This window comes from Streptomyces araujoniae, from assembly GCF_050871195.1.
In the GTDB taxonomy this organism is placed as follows: domain Bacteria; phylum Actinomycetota; class Actinomycetes; order Streptomycetales; family Streptomycetaceae; genus Streptomyces; species Streptomyces bacillaris.
The window spans coordinates 156,662-171,228 of the sequence record NZ_CP194070.1; the positions used below are offsets into that span (position 1 = coordinate 156,662).

General features: G+C 73.3%; 14 protein-coding genes. 3 read left to right on the forward strand and 11 right to left on the reverse strand.

Annotated elements, in window-relative coordinates:
• Nucleotides 1-59: 59 nt before the first annotated feature.
• Both ACQ9ZG_RS00605 and ACQ9ZG_RS00610 read right to left on the reverse strand, forming a co-directional pair.
• Nucleotides 60-1,220, reverse strand: coding sequence for a methyltransferase (locus ACQ9ZG_RS00605; RefSeq protein ID WP_109914816.1), 1,161 nt, complete (start codon nucleotides 1,218-1,220; stop codon nucleotides 60-62).
• Between the two features lie 261 nt (nucleotides 1,221-1,481).
• A complete protein-coding gene (locus ACQ9ZG_RS00610) occupies nucleotides 1,482-1,688 on the reverse strand; it encodes a hypothetical protein (RefSeq protein ID WP_109914815.1) in 207 nt (68 codons plus the stop codon).
• Between the two features lie 163 nt (nucleotides 1,689-1,851).
• Here ACQ9ZG_RS00610 and ACQ9ZG_RS00615 point away from each other — a divergent pair, with 163 nt between their 5' ends.
• Nucleotides 1,852-2,403 (forward strand): GH25 family lysozyme, encoded by a 552-nt coding sequence (locus ACQ9ZG_RS00615; protein ID WP_109914814.1) that lies wholly within the window; start codon nucleotides 1,852-1,854, stop codon nucleotides 2,401-2,403.
• A gap of 234 nt (nucleotides 2,404-2,637) precedes the next feature.
• The gene (locus ACQ9ZG_RS00620; RefSeq protein ID WP_499279632.1) at nucleotides 2,638-3,456 is read left to right on the forward strand and encodes an endonuclease I family protein; all 819 of its coding nucleotides are present in this window, start codon (nucleotides 2,638-2,640) and stop codon (nucleotides 3,454-3,456) included.
• 13 nt (nucleotides 3,457-3,469) lie between these two features.
• Here ACQ9ZG_RS00620 and glsA read toward each other — a convergent pair whose 3' ends face one another.
• Together glsA and ACQ9ZG_RS00630 are read right to left on the reverse strand one after the other, a co-directional pair.
• Nucleotides 3,470-4,822, reverse strand: a complete 1,353-nt coding sequence (glsA, locus tag ACQ9ZG_RS00625) for a glutaminase A (protein ID WP_109915113.1) — start codon at nucleotides 4,820-4,822, stop codon at nucleotides 3,470-3,472.
• 13 nt (nucleotides 4,823-4,835) lie between these two features.
• A complete protein-coding gene (locus ACQ9ZG_RS00630; RefSeq protein ID WP_109915112.1) occupies nucleotides 4,836-5,432 on the reverse strand; it encodes a hypothetical protein in 597 nt (198 codons plus the stop codon).
• 195 nt (nucleotides 5,433-5,627) lie between these two features.
• Between ACQ9ZG_RS00630 and ACQ9ZG_RS00635 the strand changes: the two genes are divergently transcribed.
• Entirely contained in the window at nucleotides 5,628-6,743 is a 1,116-nt protein-coding gene (locus tag ACQ9ZG_RS00635) for a baeRF3 domain-containing protein (protein ID WP_109915111.1), read from the forward strand.
• Between the two features lie 52 nt (nucleotides 6,744-6,795).
• On the opposite strand, the gene ACQ9ZG_RS00640 is transcribed toward ACQ9ZG_RS00635, so the two are convergent.
• The 7 genes from ACQ9ZG_RS00640 to ACQ9ZG_RS00670 form a co-directional block, all read right to left on the reverse strand.
• A complete protein-coding gene (locus ACQ9ZG_RS00640) occupies nucleotides 6,796-7,755 on the reverse strand; it encodes a D-2-hydroxyacid dehydrogenase family protein (protein WP_109915110.1) in 960 nt (319 codons plus the stop codon).
• Between the two features lie 187 nt (nucleotides 7,756-7,942).
• The gene (locus ACQ9ZG_RS00645) at nucleotides 7,943-9,355 is read right to left on the reverse strand and encodes an NADP-dependent succinic semialdehyde dehydrogenase (protein ID WP_109915109.1); all 1,413 of its coding nucleotides are present in this window, start codon (nucleotides 9,353-9,355) and stop codon (nucleotides 7,943-7,945) included.
• A 145-nt stretch (nucleotides 9,356-9,500) separates the two neighbouring features.
• Nucleotides 9,501-9,971, reverse strand: a complete 471-nt coding sequence (locus ACQ9ZG_RS00650; protein ID WP_109915108.1) for an ATP-binding protein — start codon at nucleotides 9,969-9,971, stop codon at nucleotides 9,501-9,503.
• 216 nt (nucleotides 9,972-10,187) lie between these two features.
• The gene (locus tag ACQ9ZG_RS00655; RefSeq protein WP_499279635.1) at nucleotides 10,188-12,284 is read right to left on the reverse strand and encodes a xanthine dehydrogenase family protein molybdopterin-binding subunit; all 2,097 of its coding nucleotides are present in this window, start codon (nucleotides 12,282-12,284) and stop codon (nucleotides 10,188-10,190) included.
• Nucleotides 12,285-12,322: 38 nt separating this feature from the next.
• Nucleotides 12,323-13,333 (reverse strand): FAD binding domain-containing protein, encoded by a 1,011-nt coding sequence (locus tag ACQ9ZG_RS00660; protein ID WP_109914591.1) that lies wholly within the window; start codon nucleotides 13,331-13,333, stop codon nucleotides 12,323-12,325.
• Nucleotides 13,330-13,893 (reverse strand): 2Fe-2S iron-sulfur cluster-binding protein, encoded by a 564-nt coding sequence (locus tag ACQ9ZG_RS00665; RefSeq protein WP_028417087.1) that lies wholly within the window; start codon nucleotides 13,891-13,893, stop codon nucleotides 13,330-13,332. The genes ACQ9ZG_RS00660 and ACQ9ZG_RS00665 overlap by 4 nt, the downstream gene beginning before the upstream one ends.
• A gap of 87 nt (nucleotides 13,894-13,980) precedes the next feature.
• Nucleotides 13,981-14,376, reverse strand: coding sequence for a hypothetical protein (locus tag ACQ9ZG_RS00670; protein WP_028417088.1), 396 nt, complete (start codon nucleotides 14,374-14,376; stop codon nucleotides 13,981-13,983).
• Between the last annotated feature and the right edge of the window lie 191 nt (nucleotides 14,377-14,567).

Below are 14,567 nucleotides of genomic sequence, written 5' to 3' on the forward strand. Positions count from 1 at the left end.
CGCACACAGTAGAACGTGTTGCAAGAATCCGGAAGGGCCGGAGCGAGGGGGATGTGCCGTCAGCGCTTCACCGCGCGCAGGACCACGAACTTCGGGTCCCCCGCCACCGTGGTGCAGTTGCCGAAGATGCGGCGCAGATGCGTGTGGTACGAGAGGTGCCGGTTGCCCACCACCCAGAGTTCGCCGCCCTGCCGCAGCGCCGTCCGCGCACCGGCGAACATGGTGCGGGCGGTGGCGTCGGTGGTCGCCAGATGGGAGTGGAACGGCGGGTTGTTGAGCACCAGGTCCAGGGAGCCGGGGGCCAGGTCCGCCAGTCCGTCACCCACCAGGAAGTCCGCCTTCGCCCCGTCCGGCGCGCCCAGGCGGAAGGTCTCCTCGGCGGAGGCGACGGCTCCGTACGACTCGTCCACGAAGGTGAGGTGCGCGTCCGGGTTCGCGAGCGCGGCGGAGAGGCCGAGGACGCCGTTGCCGCAGCCCAGGTCGGCGATCCGGACCGGACCGGACCGGGTGGGCAGGTGCTTCAGGAAGAAGCGGGTGCCGATGTCCAGCCGGTCGGCGCAGAAGATCCCGGCGTGGTTGACGACCGTGCGGCCGGAGGCGGGGCCGATGCCGGTGGGGAGTTCGTAGCGGTACGGCCACGGGTTCGGCGTGCGCTCCGGCGCCGGGTCCGGATCGGGGGTGGTGAAGATGAGACGTGCCTTCCGCACCGCCAGTGAGGTGCGGGTCGGCCCGATGATCCGCTCGAAGAGCCTGAGGGTGGAGGTGTGGATCTCCTTCACCATGCCGGTGCCGATGATCACGGTGCCCGCGTGGACGGCGGGGGCGACCCGGTAGAGCTGGTCCTCCAGGAGCGCCAGGGACTTCGGCACCCGTACGAGCAGGACGTCGATCCGCTCCGGCGGGGTGTCGCGCGAGGACAGCAGCGTCACGGAGCCGGCGTCCAGGCCGTTGCGCCCGAGGTTGGCGAGGGTGGCGCGGCGGGCCAGGTAGGAGTCGCTGATCTGCACGGGCCGGTGGGCGGCGAGCGCGGTGGCCAGAGCGCCCCACCGGTCCCCCACGACGGCGACCGTGCCCGAGAGGTCGACGGGCCCCGCCTCGGCGTCCGCCAGCTGCCGGAGCAGGTACTCGTCGGATGCGTCCCAGGCCCGGAAGGGGTCGCTCGGATGCTCGGGGAAGCGGGCCAGCTCGAAAGTGCCCTGTGAGGTCGTCAAACGGTTCATATGCCGCTCAGGCTAACCGAGGGGCCGGGGGCGCCCCACACGCTCCCCGGCCCCTCGGTCGTAGCGACACCCGACGGCGGCCGTGGCGGCAACCCGGCGGTCCGTCCGCCGGCTTCCCACCGGGGCCGCCGGAAGGGTTCCGGCGGGCCTGTCCGTCCCGCGTCCTCCCCGCGGGTCCGTGCGTCCCGGCGCGGGCCCGTGCCGTCCCGTCTCCCCGCGGGCCTGTCCGTCCCGCCCCCGTCTCCGGAGCGGTGCGCCGCGTCAGGGCAGCTGTCTGTCGAGGGCGGAGCGCCCCTCGTCGGCCAGCTTGCGCCGCGCCCACTCCAGGGTCTCGGGCGTCACGTCCCGTCCGGAGGCGAGCACCAGGTCCTCCGCGCTCGGCCGGTCGCTGCCGCCCGTGTGCAGGAGCCGGTCCGGGGTGATGCCCGACACCTCGGGCGCGGATACGGATTCGGGGTCTTCGCTCATGCCGCCTCCTCGTCCTTGTGCCGCAATTCTCGCCCCGTACGGGCCGGGCCGCATCCGAGGGGCACGGGCCCGCCGCGCCACCCGGGAGAGTGAATCCGGCCTTGTTCCGGACGAGGAGTGGGCAGAACCGGAACGTTGTTTCTCATCTCTTGAGGCGGTGCCCATGCTCCACGGCGTCGACGTCAGCGCCTACCAGCCCTCCTACGACACGGACGGAGTCGACTTCGTCTTCGTCAAGTCCACCGAGGGCCGCAGCTACGTCAATCCACGTCTCGACGCCCAGGTGAAACGGGCCCGGGACGCCGAGTGCGTCGTCGGCTTCTACCACTTCCTGTGGCCGGGGGACATCGAGGACCAGGTGGCGTACTTCCTCGGCAGGACCCCGGAGAAGGAGGGCGACCTGCTCGCCGTCGACTGGGAGCAGACCGGCGGCGGGACGCGCGCGAGCAGCGCGGAGAAGGACCGCTTCCTGCGCGCGGTGAAGCGGGAGCGGCCCGGCCACCGGGTCCTCCTCTACTGCAACCGGGCCTTCTGGCGCACCCACGACACCAGCGGCTACGCGGGCGACGGGCTCTGGATCGCCGACTACGTCTCCGCCGGGAAGCCCCGGATCGAGGCGTCCTGGCGGATCCACCAGTACACCGACCATCCCCTGGACAGAAACGTCGCCGACTTCGGTTCGGTACGGGCCCTGCGCGACTGGGCCGCCGGCTAGTCGCACCCGCCGGACAGCCTCCCCCGGACAGTCCCGGGGTCGGGCCCGGAGCGGGGCTCGCCCCGGGGCCGACCGGACCCAATCTTGACCTGCACATGATAGGTACACAGCGTTCACACGCGGGCCACGGTCCGTGTGCGACGCTCCCGAGTACCACCCATCGCACCGCACCCCGACGAGCGCCCCCACCCAGGGCGAGCGCCGTGGTGCCCGCGTTCCGAGAGGACACCCCACATGTCCCGTCGCCATCCGTTCTACGCGCGTCCGCTGCTGGCCACCGCGGCGGCCGTCGCCGTACTCGCGGGCACCGCCGCCGCGGCGCCCGCCGACACCCCGCCCGACCGGCCCGCCACCCTCGCCGCCGCGCTCGACGACACGTACTACCAGGACGCCCTGGGCAAGACCGGTTCCGAGCTCAAGGCGGCCCTGCACACGATCATCAGCGACCAGACCAAGCTCTCCTACAGCCAGGTCTGGGACGCCCTCAAGGCCACCGACGAGGACCCGGCCAACTCCTCCAACGTGATCCTGCTCTACACCGGGCGCTCCCAGTCCAAGAACGACAACGGCGGCAACGCCGACCAGTGGAACCGCGAGCACGTCTGGGCCAAGTCGCACGGCGGCTTCGGTACGGCCACGGGCCCGGGCACCGACATCCACCATCTGCGCCCCACGGACGTCTCGGTCAACTCCGCCCGCGGCAACAAGGACTTCGACGAGGGCGGCAGCGAACTCGGCGAGGCCCCCGGCAACTACACCGACGGCGACTCCTTCGAACCGCGTGACGCGGTCAAGGGCGACGTCGCCCGCATGATCCTCTACATGGCCGTGCGGTACGAGGGCAACGACTCCTTCGCCGACCTCGAACCCAACGAGCAGGTGAACAACGGCTCGGCGCCGAAGATGGGCAAGCTGTCCGTGCTGAAGCGGTGGAGCCAGGAGGACCCGCCGGACGCCTTCGAGAAGCGCCGCAACGACGTCATATTCGAGCGGTTCCAGCACAACCGGAACCCGTTCGTCGACCACCCCGAGTGGGTCGAGGCCATCTGGTAGTCCCGGCCCCGGGTCACCCGTCCCCGGCCAGGGTCTGCGCGCTGCCCTCCACCGCGGCCTCCCGGGTCGCGTAGCGCGGCAGATCCTGGCCGATGCCCTCCCGGACGACGTCCGGCGGGCCCAGCAGGTCGCGCGGGTCCACGATCGCGACGCGCCGCCCGTCGGCGGAGAGCCGGCCCAGCCCCGTGTGCAGCATCCCCAGACCGACGGAGTCGACCGAGGTGACGTCGTGCAGGTCGAGCACGACCGGGCTCTCCTCGTCCGGCCCCGACTCGTCCAGGGCGTACAGCACCCGCTCGGCCGCCGTGAAGTCGATGGACCCCTGCGCGGCGACCACCCCGACCTGCTCGTGCAGGACCCGCTCGTGGTCGGCCGAGGGCGCGGACGGCAGGTCGTCCGCGGTGGTGACCAGGGTGACGGTGGAGCCGGGCAGCGCGGGGTTGAGCATCAGGTGGAGCCCGTACCGCTCCGAGAGCGCGCGCAGCGCCGCCTGGCCGCGGACCGAGTTGCCCGCGGCGTCCAGCGGCGGGCTGTAGGTGGCGAGGCCGAAGCGGGCCGGGCCGACCGCGATCAGGCCGCCGGAGACCCCGCTCTTGGCGGGCAGCCCGATCCGCAGCAGCCACTCCCCCGAACCGTCGTACATCCCGCAGGTCGCCATCACGGCGAGGACCCGGGAGGTGACCTCCGCCGAGACGACCTGCTCCCGCGTGACGGGGTTGAATCCGCCGTACGCGAGGGTCGCGGCCATCGTGGCGAGGTCGAGGGCGGTGACCCGCACCGCGCACTGGCGGAAGTACCGGTCCACCGCGAGGACCGGGTCGACGGGCATGGTGCCGGTGGCACGGATCAGGTAGGCGAGCGCCCGGTTGCGGTCACCGGTCGTCGCCTCGGAGGTGAACACCTCCTCGTCCACCTCCAGTTCACGCCCGGCGAAGCGGCCGAGGCAGTGCAGGATGCGCTCGAAAGCGGGTTCGTCGGGGGCGTCGGGGATCAGGGCGGTGGTGACGATGGCCCCGGCGTTGACCATCGCGTTGGCGGGGCGGCCGGTGCCCGGTTCGAGGCTGATCGCGTTGAAGGCGTCGCCGCTCGGCTCGGCGCCCACCCACCGGCTCACCTCGTCCAGGCCGAGGAGGGAGAGGGCGAGGGCGTAGACGAACGGTTTGGAGACCGACTGGATGGTGAAGGGCACGTCGGCCTCGCCCGCGCTGTAGCAGTGGCCGTCCATGCTGACCAGGGCCAGCCCGAAGGCCTCGGGGTCGGCGAGACCCAGCTGCGGGATGTAGTCGGCGGGCTTCCCGCCGGGGAGGTCCCGGAATTCGGCGCGCATCCTGTTGAGCGAGTCGGTCACCGCGTCGGAAGCACTCATCTGCGTCTCCTTCTCAGCCGCGCTCGGCCTGGGCGACCCGGGGGAAGGTCTTCACCCCGGCGGCCTTGCGGCTGTTGGCCTGGGCGGTGACCGTGCGGTCCGGCGGAGCGTCCGCCACCCCGACGAACACCGTGTCGAGGACCTTGTCCTCCGTGTCGACGAACTCCACCTTCACGGCGTAGAAGGCGGGCGCGTCCGCGGGGTTGGTGATCCGGACGAGAGCGCTGCGGACCTCCTCCGACGCGGCGACGGGCAGCCCGTTCACCGAGACGTCGGCGACCGCGTCGCCCCGGCCCCGGACCCCTTCGAGCTTCGCGGCGGCCTCCTGCCGCAGGCGTTCGGTCTCGGCGGAGACGGAGGCGGCGAAGCTCCGCTGGGTGCGCGGGCTCTCCCCCGCGGAGGGCGACCCCTCCGGTTCGGCGTGCGGAGACTCCGACGAACCAGCCGACTCCGCGTGCTCGGAGTGTTCCGGCGTGAGCGTCCGCACGCTCCGGGAGGTGCCCTCTCCGCCGGTGTCGGAGTCGCAGGCCACGGTGGAGGCGGCCAGCAGGGCGGCGGCCGCGGCGGGCACCAGGAGGCGGGCCCGGCGGCGGTGGAGGTTCGCTGTCACGGACGGTCCGTCCAATCGAGGGATGGGGAGCGGGCGGAGGAGAACGCGCGAACGCGGAGGCATCGGGCGCGGGCGTCGCGCGCACCCCGACGACCGATGATCACCAACTCGCCCATACTAGGATCAAAAGGTATGAATTGACTCGTCGAAGCATCCGCTTCATACGGGAGCGGGTTCGAGCCCCGGGAGGGAACGATGGACACGGACGCCCTGACCGCCGGAGTGTTGCGGGAGCTGCGGGCGCCCCGGCCCTATCCGGCCCTGTCCCTGACGATGCCGACCCACCGCACGGCCCCCGACAACGCCCAGGACCCCGTGCGGCTGCGCAACCTGGTGGCGGAGGCGGGCCACCGCCTGGACGCCGACCCGCGGGTGAGCCGGGAGACGGCCGCCGCCATCAGGGCCGAGCTCGACCGGGCCGTCGACGAGGTGGACCCGCGCCGGGCCCTGGACTCGCTGGTCGTGCTGGCCACGGCCGACGAGCACCAGGTCTGGCAGCTGCCGCGCACCGCGCCCGAACGCGTGGTGCTCAGCGACTCCTATCTCACCCGCAACCTCGTCGCGGCGAAGGCCCAGGCCCGTCCGTACTGGGCACTCACCGTCGCCGCCGACCACGCCACCCTGTGGAACGGCACGGACGGGGGCATCGAGGTGCGGGAGACCGGCGGCTTCCCCCTCACCGCGCCGAAGGAGCCGCCCAACCCGCAGCGCGAGGAGCGGATCGGGGACACCCCGAGCACCTTCACCGACGAGGACACCCGCAACTTCTTCCGTACGGTCGACGAGAAGCTGCGCGCCCTGCTGGCCGCCGATCCGCGTCCGCTGTACGTGATGGGGCTGCCGCCCGCCCTCTCGCTCCTGGACGACGTCGGCGAGTGCGCGAGGTCGGCCGCCGGCCGGGTCGCCAAGGGCGCACCGGCCGACCTGCCCCCGGCGGACGTGCTCGACGAGCTGCGGCCCGCGCTGGAGGAGGGCGCCCGGCAGGCCACCGCCGACGTCGAGCGCCGCCTCGACAACGCGCGCAGCGCCCGCACGTTCGCCGGCGGGCTCGACGAGGTGTGGGCCGCCGTCCGGGAGGGCCGGGTGGGGCTGATCGCGGTGGAGGAGCACTTCCAGGCCACCGTCCGGGTGACCGACGGACATCTGGAGCCGGTCGCCGAGGGGACCACGGCGGCGGAGGACCCGGAGATCCGCGAGGACGTCGTGGACGAGCTGATCGAAGCGGCCCTCGACGGCGGGGCGGACGTGGTGTTCGTCGAGGACGACTCCCTGGCCGGGCACGGCCGGATCGCGGCGGCGCTGCGGTTCTGACGGCCGCCGACCGGCCGGGGCCGTCTCCGTACGCGACCGTACGGGGGCGGCCTCAGCCGATCCGGCGCACCGGCTCCCCGTCGAGGAACGCGCGGATGTTCTCGACCGCCTGCCCGTAGTACGTCGCGTAGTTGGCGCGGGAGACGTACCCCAGGTGCGGGGTGGCCAGCAGACGCGGGGCGGTGCGCATCGGGTGGCCGGGCGGGAGCGGCTCGACGTCGAACACGTCGATGCCGGCCCCGGCGATGGTCCCGGCGTGCAGGGCCGCGAGCAGGGCGTCCTGGTCGACGATGGCGGCCCGCGAGGTGTTGACCAGATAGGCGGTGGGGCGCATCCGGGCGAGTTCGGCGGCGCCGATCAGGCCCCGGGTGCGCTCGCTCAGCGCCAGGTGTACGGAGACGAAGTCGGCGCTCTCCAGCAGCTCTTCCCTGGACCCGGCGAGCGCGGTCCCGACCTCCCGCGTACGTTCCTCGGTGAGGTTCTGGCTCCAGGCGACGACCTCCATGCCGAAGGCGCGGCCCACCTCCGCGACCCGGCCGCCGATCTTGCCCAGGCCCAGCAGTCCGAGCGTCCGGCCGTGCAGGTCGGCGCCGAGGGTGGACTGCCAGGGGCCGTTGTCGCGCAGGCCGTTCGCCTCGGGGACGATCGAGCGGGCGAGGCCGAGGAGCAGGGCCCAGGTGAGTTCGACCGGCGGGGTGGAGGAGCTGGCCGTCCCGCAGACGGTGACGCCGTGGCGCCCGGCGGCGGCGAAGTCGATCACGGAGTTGCGCATGCCGGAGGCGATCAGCAGCCGGAGCCGGGGCAGCCGCGCGAACACCTCCGCCGGGAACGGGACCCGCTCGCGCAGGGTCACGACGATGTCGAACTCCGCGAGGGCGGTGGCCACGTCCTCCACCGAGCCCAGGTGTCCGGTGAAGGTGACGACGTCCACGTCGGGGGTGACGGGCGACCAGTCGGCGACGGTGGTGGCGGCGGACTGGAAGTCCTCGATCACGGCGCAGCGCAGCTTCATGAGGGCTCTCTCCAACGGGGCGGGTCGGGCGGGCGGACACCCTCCATGATCGCCCGGACCCGATGACGTACCTGCCCGGCCGGCAGCGGTCCAGCTCGTCACGGCCCCCTTACCCGGTCCCGGGGCTGAGACCTCGGCAGGCTCCGGGCTCGGGAGCCCGGGGCTGCCGAGGCCGTGGAACCCCGGGTCAGGCGTTCTCGGGGCCGTACCAGAGCGTGGTGGCGTTGCAGAACTCGCGGATGCCGTGCCCGGCCAGTTCCCGCCCGTACCCGGAGCGTTTGACCCCGCCGAAGGGCAGGGCCGGGTGCGAGGCGGTCATCCCGTTGAAGAAGACCCCGCCCGCCTCCAGGTCGCGGGCGCACCGCTCCTGCTCCCCCGCGTCCCGGGTCCAGACGTTGGAACTGAGCCCGAACGGGGTGTCGTTGGCCAGGTGGACGGCTTCGTCGAGGTCCGCGACCCGGTAGAGGGTGGCGACCGGGCCGAAGGTCTCCTCGCGGTGGATGCGCATGGCGGGGGTGATTCCGGCGAGCACGGTGGGGGTGTAGAACCAGCCGTTCTCCAGGCCGCCGTCGAGCTGGTCGGGCCGGCCGCCGCCGCACAGGACGGTGGCCCCGCGCTCCACGGCGTCGTCGACCAGCTCCTCCAGGTCGGTGCGGCCCTGTTCGCTGGAGAGCGGCCCGATGTCGGTGGTCTCCTCCAGCGGGTCGCCCACGGTGAGGGCCCGCATCCCGGCGGTGAAGCGCTCGGCGAACGTGTCGTACACATCGGCGTGGACGATGAACCGCTTGGCGGCGATGCAGGACTGGCCGTTGTTCTGGACGCGGGCGGTGACGGCGGTCGCGGCGGCCTTCTCGACGTCGGCCGAGGGCAGCACGAGGTACGGGTCGCTGCCGCCCAGCTCCAGCACGGTCTTCTTGATCTCGTCCCCGGCGGTGGCGGCGACGGCCCGGCCCGCCGGTTCGCTGCCGGTGAGGGTGGCCGCCGCGACCCGGGGGTCGCGCAGGACGGCCTCGACGGCGCCCGAGCCGATCAGCAGCGTACGGAAGCAGCCCGCCGGGAATCCGGCCCGGTGGAACAGGTCCTCCAGGTAGAGCGCGGTCTGCGGGACGTTCGAGGCGTGCTTCAGGAGACCGGTGTTGCCCGCCATCAGGGCCGGGGCGGCGAAGCGCACGACCTGCCAGAGCGGGAAGTTCCACGGCATGACGGCGAGGACGACGCCGAGCGGCCGGTAGCGGACCAGGGCGCGGGAGGCGCCCGAGTCGGCCACGTCGGCGGGTTCGGGGTGCTCGTCCGCGAGCAGGCGCTCGGCGTTGGCCGCGTACCAGCGCATCGCCTTGGCGCACTTGGCCGCCTCGGCGCGGGCCGCCGTGACCGGCTTGCCCATTTCGAGCGTCATCGTCCGGGCGATGGTGTCGCGGTCCGCCTCCAGCAGGTCGGCGGCCCGGTTCAGCCAGGCGGCGCGCTGCTCGAAGGGGGTGGTGCGGTACTGCTGGAAGGTGGTGTGGGCGGCGGTGATCCTGCGCTCGGTCTCCTCCTCGCCCAGGGCGTCGTAGGACCTGATCAGTTCGCCGGTGGCGGGGTTGACCGTCGCGATGGGCATGGCAGTGGCCTCCTTGCATCGGTACTTCGACGGTGCCGCGTCGCAGGGTCGGGCGCAACGCGGCCCTGCACCGCACGTACCCGGCCGACGCGGATCATGCGTGCCGGTGGGGCACGTTCCGCGTCGGCCGGGTGGGGTGCTGCGGCTAGAGGAGCGTCTGCGCGAGCGCCGTGAGCGGGGCGCGGCGGGATTCGCGCACGCCCGGCAGCGGAGGGTACGGGAGCAGGCCCGCGGTCCGCGGCGCCTGGGCGTAGCGGGTGAACCAGACGACCTTGCCGTCCGTGGTCCGGCAGGTGCCCCAGCTGTCGCTGAGGGCCATCACACGGCTCAGCCCGCCGCCGGCCGCCGACAGCCGGGGCATCCGGGGGCTGTTGTCCGCGACCGAGACGGTGATGTGCCGTCCGGTCCAGCGGAGTTCGACGACGCAGGTGTTCTCGTCACCGACGTGACGGTGGACGTTGGCCAGGAGTTCGTCCAGGGCCCGGCAGACCGGCCGGACGTGGAGGTCGAGACTCCAGTGGCGCAGGTGGGCGGCGACGATGCGCCGCACCTGGGAGACGCGCTCTGCGGACACCCGCAGGTCGACCGCGTAGTGCCGGTCGGGTGGAACGGTCATCGTCGAGGCTCCTCACCACGAGGCCCATCTGCTTCACCCCGTCGTACCAACGACCCCCGAACACGAAGCGTGAGCACTGATCACTTCTGGGTCACTCAACAGGGTGACCCGGGTGAGCCATCCCCGCAACAGATGAGCTGTCGCCGCTGGTCAGGGCTGTTCGGCGACGCTCACCGGCAGGGGGTTCGGAGGAGGTTCGGAAGCAGCCGGCCGGGTTCAGAGGAGGTACGGGAGCAGTCGGTCGGGGGTCAGGGGCAGTTCCCGGATCCGGGCCCCGGTGGCGTGGCGGACCGCGTTGCCGATGGCGGCGGCCGTGCCGACGATGCCGATCTCCCCGATGCCCTTGGAGCCCATCGGGTTGAGGTGGTGGTCGTCCTCGTCGATCCAGTGCGCCTGGATGTCGAGCGCGTCGGCGTTGACCGGCACGTGGTAGGAGGCGAGGTCCTTCGCGGTGAAGTCCCCGAAGGCCGGGTCGATGGCGGACCCCTCGGTGAGCGCCATGCCGAGGCCCATGACCATGCCGCCGACGAACTGGGAGCGCGCGGTCCGGGCGTTGAGGATCTTCCCGGCGGCGTAGACGCCGAGGAGCCGGCGCACCCGGATCTCGCCGGTGACGGAGTCGACGGCCGTCTCGGCGAAGTGGGCGCCGAAGGCGTGCCGGGCGTACGGGGAGCCGGCGGCGGTCTCCTCCTCGGTGTCGGCGGTGGTGGTGAGCCCCTCGTCGGGCAGCGGCCCCCGGTGTCCGGCGAGTCGGTCGGCCAGGCCGGACGCCGCCTTGTGGACCGCCCACCCCCAGGAGGCGGTGCCGGAGGAGCCGCCGGCCAGGGGGGCGGTGGGCAGGTCAGTGGAGCCGATGGCCACCTCGACGCTCTCCACGTCCACGCCGAGCGCCGAGGCGGCGATCTGGGCGAGGACGGTCCGGGCTCCGGTGCCGATGTCGGTGGCGTTGACCTCGACCCGGAAGGTTCCGTCGGCCGCCGCGTGGGCGCGGGCGGCGGACCGGGAGACGAGGACGGGGTACGTCGCGGAGGCCACGCCCGTACCGAGGAGCCAGCGGCCCTCCTGGCGGGCTGCGGGCCGGGGGTCGCGGGCCTGCCAGCCGAACCGGTCGGCGCCCTCGCGCAGACAGGCGGCCAGGCCCCGGCTGCTGAAGGGGCGCCCGCTGTCGGGTTCGGCGGCCGGGTCGTTGAGCAGCCTCAGTTCGACCGGGTCCATGCCGAGCGCGGAGGCGAGTTCGTCCATGGCCGACTCCAGGGCGTACATCCCCGGGGCCTCGCCCGGTGCGCGCATCCAGGACGGGCTGGGGACGTCCAGGGCGGCCACCCGGTGGACGGTGGTGCTGTCCGGCGATCCGTACATCACCCGGGCGGGTACGGCGGCCTGCTCGACGAACTCCTTGAGGGTGGAGGTCTGGGTGACGATCTCCTGGGAGACGGCGTGCAGGATGCCGTCGAGGCCGGCGCCGAGGCGGACCCGCTGGATCGTGGGGGCGCGGTGGCCGACGACCTCCGCGAGCTGGGCACGGGGGAGGACCAGCTTCACCGGGTGGCCGGTGTGGCGGGCGGCCAGGGCGGCCAGGACCGCCTGGGGGCGGGTGGTGCCCTTGGAGCCGAAGCCGCCGCCGACGTGCTCGGAGTGGACGGTGATGCGGTCGGGGTCGAGCCCGAAGATCTGGGCCAGGCTCTTGCGGACGGCGTTGGAGCCCTGGCTGGAGTCGTGGACGGTGAGGTGCCCGTCCTCCCACCAGGCGGTGGCGGCGTGCGGCTCCATGGGGTGGTTGTGGAGCGGGACCGTGCGGTAGGTGGCGTCGACCTGGACGGGAGCGGAGGCGAAGGACCGCTCGAAGTCGCCGCGCCTGCGGACGGCGGGGAAGCCGCCGTTGGCCTCCTCGGGTGTGTAGAGGCCGGGGTGGTCCTCGGTGAGGATCACGTCGTGGTCGGTGCTCTCGTACTCCACGAGCAGCCGCCCGGCGCCCGTGCGGGCGGCCTCCGGGGAGTCCGCGACGACCAGGGCGACGGTCCAGCCGTGGTGCGGGACCCGGTCGTTCCGGAGGACGGCGAGGATGGGGTCGTCGGGTTCCGCGAGGCGGGGCGCGTTGTCGTGGGTGAGGACGGTGTGGACGCCGGGGACGGCGAGCGCGTCGACGGCCCGTACGGCGGTGACCCGGCCGGCCGCGATGGCGGCGGGGACGGGCCAGGCGTACAGGGTGCCGGGCGGGGTGTGCTCGGCGGCGTACCGGGCGGCGCCGGTGACCTTGTCCCGGGCCTCCCTGCGGACGACGGGCGCACCGGTGAGTTGCGGGTCCAGGGGCATGGCGGTGGGGCCTCCGGTCGGTTGGGCGGGGGGGTGGGTCAGCCGGTCGGGCCGGCCTCGGGGCCTTGGGGCCCGGTGAGTTCGCCGAGGACGTCGAGGGCCACGCGGCGGACCAGGTCCACCTTGAAGGCGTTGTCCCGCAGGGGCCGGGCCTCGGCGAGTTCGGCGATCAGGGCGTGCTGGAAGGCGGCGGGCGTGGCGGGGGCGCCGCGCAGTTCGGCTTCGGCCCGGTGGGCGCGCCAGGGCCGGTGGGCGACTCCGCCGAAGGCGAGCGTGGCCCGTTCGACGCGGCCGTCGTCGATCTGGAGGGTGGCGGCGACGGAGACCAGGGCGAAGGCGTACGAGGCCCGGTCGCGGGCCTTGCGGTAGCGGGAGACCGTGCCGGGGGCGGGCGGTGGGAGCACCACCTCGGTGAGGAGTTCGCCGGGCCGGATGACGGTGTCCTGGTCGGGGTTCTCGCCGGGCAGCCGGTGGAACCCGGTGACGGGGACGGCCCGTTCGCCCTCGGGGCCGAGCAGCAGCACGGTCGCGTCGAGGGCGGCGAGGGCGACGGCCATGTCGGAGGGGTTGGTGGCCACGCACTCGGTGGAGTGGCCGAGGATCGCGAGGTCCCGGTGGTGGCCCTCGCGGGCGGGGCAGCCGGAGCCCGGGACCCGTTTGTTGCAGGGCTTGGAGACGTCCTGGAAGTAGGTGCAGCGGGTGCGCTGGAGCAGGTTGCCGCCGGTGGTGGCGGCGTTGCGGAGCTGCCCCGACGCCCCGGCGAGCAGGGCCTGGGCGAGGGCGGGGTAGGCGCGGCGTACGTCGGGGTGGGCGGCGAGGTCGCTGTTGCGCACGGTGGCGCCGATGCGCAGGCCGCCGTCGGGCGTGGCGGTCACCCGGTCCAGGGGGAGCCTGGTGACGTCGATGAGGAGGCCGGGCTCCTCGACGCCGAGCTTCATGAGGTCGACGAGGTTGGTGCCGCCGCCCAGGAACCGGGCGCCGGGTCCGGCCGCGCAGAGCCGTACGGCCTCGGCGGTGGTGGTGGGTCGCTGGTAGCCGAAGGGCTTCACGGTGTCACGTCCTCGATGGCTTCGACGATCCGGGGGTAGGCGCCGCACCGGCAGAGGTTGCCGCTCATCCGCTCGCGGATCTCGTCCGGGGTGAGGGTGGCGGGTTCCGTGGTGAGGGCGTCCGGAGGGGTGGCGTGGGACGGGTGGCCGGCGGCGGCCTCCGTGAGCATCCCGACGGCGGAACAGAGCTGGCCGGGGGTGCAGTAGCCGCACTGGAGGGCGTCGCGTTCCACGAAGGCCTGTTGCAGCGGGTGGAGGGTGTCGCCGTCGGCCAGCCCCTCCACCGTGGTGATCTCGGAGCCGTCCTGGGCGACGGCGAGCAGCAGGCAGCTGTTGGTGCGGCGGCCGTCGACGAGGACGGTGCAGGCGCCGCACTGGCCGTGGTCGCAGCCCTTCTTGGCACCGGTGAGGCCGAGCTGTTCGCGCAACAGGTCCAGGACCGTGGTGCGGTGGTCGAGCGTCAGCTCGGTCTCCTCCCCGTTGATGCGGAGGGTCACGGTGGAGCGTTCGACGGTGACCGGTTCCGGTGCGGTGACGGTCTCCAGGGCGAGGGAATCCATGCGCGAGCACCTTTCACTTCGGGTCCCTGTTGACCCGGTTCACAGGCCTTTCGGCGTACGTGGCGTCCGTCGGGGGCGACGTACGCGTCAGCGGTTCTCCAGGCGCAGCCGTACCTCCTGCTCCTGGTCCCCCGCCGCCGTGCCGACCACGCGTACGGCGAACGCGCCGGTGAGGTGGGTGCGCAGCCGGTCCACGGCCCAGTAGCCGCCCTGGGCGTCCACGGTGACCGGGGCGGTGAGGGTCACGGGTTCGGCGGCGGCCCTGGGCTCGGAGACGTCGACCGTGGTCACCCAGACGGTGGGGCGGGGGCCGCTCGCCGCCTCGGGTTCGTCGTCCGCCTCGCGGTCGGAGTCGAAGGCGTGGCCGAGCACGCCGAGGACACTGCGCGCGTCCGCGAGGTCGCACCGGCTCAGCGACACCAGCACCTCCTGGCCGTGGCCGTCCGTGGCTCGGTCGCCGCTTCGTTCGGGGGTGCTGTTCACGGGGTTCCTTCCGTCGGACGCCGGCCTTCGGGTCCACTCCAGGCTGACCCCGCATCGGCCCGACGGCGACACGGGAGGGGCCGAAGAGGGATCAGCTCCCGGGGAGCGGGCACCAGGTTCTTCTCCGCACGCCGGAAGGAGGACTGCCGGTGTCCCCCCTGTACCTGGGCGAGCGCGACCATTCGCACCAT

Excerpts from the sequence above, each read along its gene's own strand:
- ACQ9ZG_RS00655 (WP_499279635.1), bottom strand. The coding sequence starts at position 12,284 with ATGCCCCTGGACCCGCAACTCACCGGTGCGCCCGTCGTCCGCAGGGAG.
- ACQ9ZG_RS00650 (WP_109915108.1), bottom strand. The coding sequence starts at position 9,971 with ATGACCGTTCCACCCGACCGGCACTACGCGGTCGACCTGCGGGTGTCC.
- ACQ9ZG_RS00645 (WP_109915109.1), bottom strand. The coding sequence starts at position 9,355 with ATGCCCATCGCGACGGTCAACCCCGCCACCGGCGAACTGATCAGGTCC.
- ACQ9ZG_RS00665 (WP_028417087.1), bottom strand. The coding sequence starts at position 13,893 with ATGGATTCCCTCGCCCTGGAGACCGTCACCGCACCGGAACCGGTCACC.
- ACQ9ZG_RS00620 (WP_499279632.1), top strand. The coding sequence starts at position 2,638 with ATGTCCCGTCGCCATCCGTTCTACGCGCGTCCGCTGCTGGCCACCGCG.
- glsA (WP_109915113.1), bottom strand. The coding sequence starts at position 4,822 with ATGAGTGCTTCCGACGCGGTGACCGACTCGCTCAACAGGATGCGCGCC.
- ACQ9ZG_RS00610 (WP_109914815.1), bottom strand. The coding sequence starts at position 1,688 with ATGAGCGAAGACCCCGAATCCGTATCCGCGCCCGAGGTGTCGGGCATC.
- ACQ9ZG_RS00635 (WP_109915111.1), top strand. The coding sequence starts at position 5,628 with ATGGACACGGACGCCCTGACCGCCGGAGTGTTGCGGGAGCTGCGGGCG.
- ACQ9ZG_RS00640 (WP_109915110.1), bottom strand. The coding sequence starts at position 7,755 with ATGAAGCTGCGCTGCGCCGTGATCGAGGACTTCCAGTCCGCCGCCACC.
- ACQ9ZG_RS00615 (WP_109914814.1), top strand. The coding sequence starts at position 1,852 with ATGCTCCACGGCGTCGACGTCAGCGCCTACCAGCCCTCCTACGACACG.
- ACQ9ZG_RS00605 (WP_109914816.1), bottom strand. The coding sequence starts at position 1,220 with ATGAACCGTTTGACGACCTCACAGGGCACTTTCGAGCTGGCCCGCTTC.